The 3,828-nt window shown below is 71.8% G+C and carries 2 protein-coding genes; both read left to right on the forward strand.

Annotation, left to right across the window (positions count from 1 at the left end):
* The first annotated feature begins 62 nt into the window (after nucleotides 1-62).
* Nucleotides 63-815, forward strand: coding sequence for a toll/interleukin-1 receptor domain-containing protein (locus NFW05_RS08575; protein ID WP_295305054.1), 753 nt, complete (start codon nucleotides 63-65; stop codon nucleotides 813-815).
* A gap of 313 nt (nucleotides 816-1,128) precedes the next feature.
* Nucleotides 1,129-3,828 (forward strand): DUF4062 domain-containing protein (locus tag NFW05_RS08580; RefSeq protein WP_295305057.1); only part of this gene is annotated, 2,700 nt, incomplete at its 3' end.

Consider the following 3,828-nt stretch of genomic DNA (forward strand, 5'->3'; position numbering starts at 1 on the left):
TTCACCCCGGCAGGCTCGCCACGTGAGCTTGCTGAACATTGTGGCTAATCAAGATGGTCCAAATGTGGGCGCATCCCCCAGCCCGAGCTGACGATGTCCGTCAGGCGGCCCGCGAGGCCGATGCCGGGGCCGTACGCCGGGGATCCCGTACGCTGGAAATTGACATCGTCGAGGGCAAGCGCCTGACCATCGAGCTGCTCACCCCCGGGCTTGAGGTAGAGGAGCCGGTGCAGTCACTGATCTGGCGCGCTCGCCCGGAGTCAGTGCAGTTCCTGGTCACCGCGCCGGCTGACCACGCGGAATGCGACGTCTTCGGCACCGTCCGGGTTGCAGTGGACTCGGTGCCTGTGGGCCACGTCAAGTTTGTCCTGACCGTGGTTGGCACAGCGGCGAGTTGGCGCGCCGGCGCCGCACCCGAAGCCACCGGACGGGCGCACAGCTACAGAAGCGCTTTCATCTCCTATGCCCGAAGGGATCGCAATGCCGTTCTGCAGCGCGTACAGATGCTGGAGCCCTTCGGCATCGACTACTTCCAGGACATTCTCGACCTGCGCCCCGGCGATCAGTACGAGGGGCTGATCTTCCAGCGGATCGACGCCTGTGATCTTTTCCTCCTCTTCTGGTCGACGGCTGCTCGGGAGTCGGAATGGGTCATGAAGGAAGTTCGCCGGGCCTTAGTGCGCAAGGCAGGAGACGACGAAGCGCCACCCGAGATATGCCCCGTGATCATCGAAGGACCACCAGCGCCCCCACCGCCGCCGGAGTTGGCACACCTCCATTTCGATGACCGGTTGCTGTACTTCATGCGGCCCTGAGCGATCTGGTACATGCACAGTCCGGCGCGTCGTCCGCGCTGCGGGTTCGCGTCGCGTCCCCTGATCTGGCCGGCTCCCTGGCCCGCCATCGACGCGGGCGGTACCGAGCCGTCGCCGGCCGAAGCAACGGATCGCCCTCCAGCCAGACGAGACGACCGGAAAAGCCGGACTCCTGACCATTCCCCTGAAAGGGCTCGTGACCCCTACAATGCGAGGGTTGTCGCGATGCCGGGACGGAGGGGCCAGCCTGGCGTTCGGACGCGCACGTCCGCGAGGGAAGGCCGGCAGCGTTGATCTCGCGAGGGGAGGGCGCATGGGCAACTGGTTCAGCAGATGGTTTCGCCGCGCAAAGCCCGTGGTGGAGGGCTCGGGCGAGCAGCAGCCCGCAGCCGCCGGGGGAGGGGTCGCGAATGCGCAAGCCCTCCCGGAGAACGCGGCGTCCCCGCAAGCCGCTGCGCCAGAAGCGCATTCCCGCGACACACGGTCAGCCGAAACGCCGGACCGCGCGGCGAGCGGCACCAGCACAGCCGAGACGGGAACCGCCGCCGGAGGTTCCCGACCCGGTCCGCCCGAAGGCACCCGCGGCGGCGAGCCGCCGTCCGCCAACCCACCCGGCCGGAGCACCAGCCGCCGCGGCTGGCTCAGCCGGCCGATCTTCCTGACCAGCACCTTCCGCGACCTGCACGCCGAGCGCGACTGGCTGCGCGAGCACGTCTTCCCCGAACTGCAGGAACGCCTGCGCGGCCGGCGGGTGGTGCTCGAACCGATCGACCTGCGACTGGGCATCGACACCGCCGCGGTCGCCGACGAAGGCGCGCGCGAACTGCAGGTGCTGCAGGTCTGCCTCGCCGAGATCGAACGCAGCCGGCCGTTCCTGATCGGCCTGATCGGTGACCGCTACGGCTGGGTCCCGCCGGCCGAGCGCATCCAGGCCGCCGCCGACGAAGCCGGCTTCGCCGGCGAAGTCGCCGGCCGGAGCGTCACCGAACTCGAGATCGCCTACGGCGTGCTCGCCAGTCCCGAACAGCAGCGGCGTTCCTTCTTCTACCTGCGCCAGCCGCTGCCCTACGACCAGATGGACCCGGCGCTCGCCGCCGACTACGCCGAGACCTTCGCCCCCGACGCCGGTGCCCCCGAGCGCGAGCAGAAACTCGCGGCGCTCAAGGCCCGGCTCGCCGAACAACTCCCCGACCGCCTGCGGCCCTACCGCGCCACCTGGACCGGCGACACCGTCAGCGGCCTCGAAGCCTTCGGCGAACAGGTGCTCGAAGACCTCTGGCGCGAACTCGATCTGGAGACCCGCGAGCGCCTCGGCGCCCCGGCGCCGACCTGGCAGGAGAGCGAACGCGACGCGCTCGACGAATTCCTCGACTGGCGGGCCAGCGGCTTCCTCGGACGGCAGGCCGAACTCGCCCGGCTCGCCGGGCACTGCCTGGGCAGTGGGGACGCTCCGGCGCGGTGTCTCACCGGCGAAGCCGGCGCCGGCAAGAGCGCGCTGCTCGCCGCGCTCGCCCGGCGGCTCGCCGCAGCCGGCGCTGCCCTGCCGACGGCCGGCGAATCAGCGCTGGCCAGCGCAACGCCAAGTGCTCTCCCGACTGCCGCCCCCCCGCTGCTGCTGATCCACGCCGCCGGCGTCAGCCCGGTCTCCGGGCAGACCGACCGGATGATCCGCCGCTGGGTCGGCGAACTCGCCGACGCGCTCGGCATCCGCGAACCGATCGACGACAAGAGCCCCGCCGACGACCTGCGCCAGGCCTTCCACGACCTGCTGCGGCGAATGGCCGCGAGGCGGCGCGTCGTCGTGCTGATCGACGCGCTCGACCGCTTCGTCACCGGCTCGCCGCTGGCCTGGCTGCCGGGTCGGCTGCCGGAGAACGTCCGGCTGCTCGCCAGCACGCTGCCCGGCGCCGAGAGCGAAGCCTGCGCGCAGGCCGGCTTCGCCGGCGAGGCCCTGCCCCCGCTCGACGAAGCCGCCGCGCGCGAACTCATCGCCACCCTCTGCGCGCGTCATCACCGCACGCTCAACGCCCGCGTCGTCCAGGCGCTGCTCGACAAGCGCCTGGACGACGGCCGGTCGGCCTGTGGCAACCCGCTCTGGCTCTCGCTCGCCGTCGACGAACTCAACCGGCTCGACGCCGCCGACTTCACCCGTGCCGAGAGCGACCAGACGATTGCGCCGGCCGAGCGGCTGACGCGCTACCTGCTGACGCTGATCGACGGACTGCCGGCGCCGGTCGCCCCCGCGTACCAGTGGCTGCTGCGGCGCGCCGAAGCGCTGCACGGGGTCGGCCGCTGCCGCGCCTTCGCCGCCCCGCTCGCGCTCGCCCGCAACGGCCTGCGCGAAGCCGACCTGGCCGGCCTCTGGCCGACGCAGACCGGTGAACCGTGGCAGCCGCTGGCCTTCGCCGCGCTCCGGCGCAGCTTCCGCGCGCACGTCGTCGCGCGCGGCGCCGAAGGCCAGTGGGACTTCACCCACGCGCAGATGCGCGAAGCCGCTCTGGCGCGCTACCTGCCTGCGGAAGACCAGCGCCGCGCCGGCCACGCCGAACTCGCCGCGCACTTCGCCGGCCTCGAAGCCGACGATCCGCTGCACCAGAGCGAGACGATGGTCCATCGGATCGGCGCCGATGACCCGGCCGGCGCGGCGGCGCTCTACGGCGGCGAATTGACCGACGGCGAACTCGCCGGGGCGACCGCGGCGCTCGCCGGGTACGTGCTGCGCGAGGGCGAGGCCGGCGCCGCCTGGGTCGCCGCGCTCGGCGAACAGCCGCTGGCGCCCGAGGCGCTCGGGCAACTGGGCCAGCGTTTCACCTTCGACCTCGATGATGCGCTCAAAGAGCGCGCGCCGCTCGCGCCGCGGCGGCGGCTGCTCGAAAGGGGCCGCGCGATCTTCGAGCGCCTCACCCTCGTCGACTGGAACAACGCCTATTGGCAGCGCAACCTGTCGGTGTCGCACAGCAAGATCGGCGACCTGCTGACGGCGCAGGGGGATCTCGCCGGCGCCGGCGCGGCG

The organism is Accumulibacter sp. (genome assembly GCF_023806625.1).
Classification (GTDB): Bacteria; Pseudomonadota; Gammaproteobacteria; order Burkholderiales; family Rhodocyclaceae; genus Accumulibacter.

Excerpts from the sequence above, each read along its gene's own strand:
- NFW05_RS08575 (WP_295305054.1), top strand. The coding sequence starts at position 63 with ATGTGGGCGCATCCCCCAGCCCGAGCTGACGATGTCCGTCAGGCGGCC.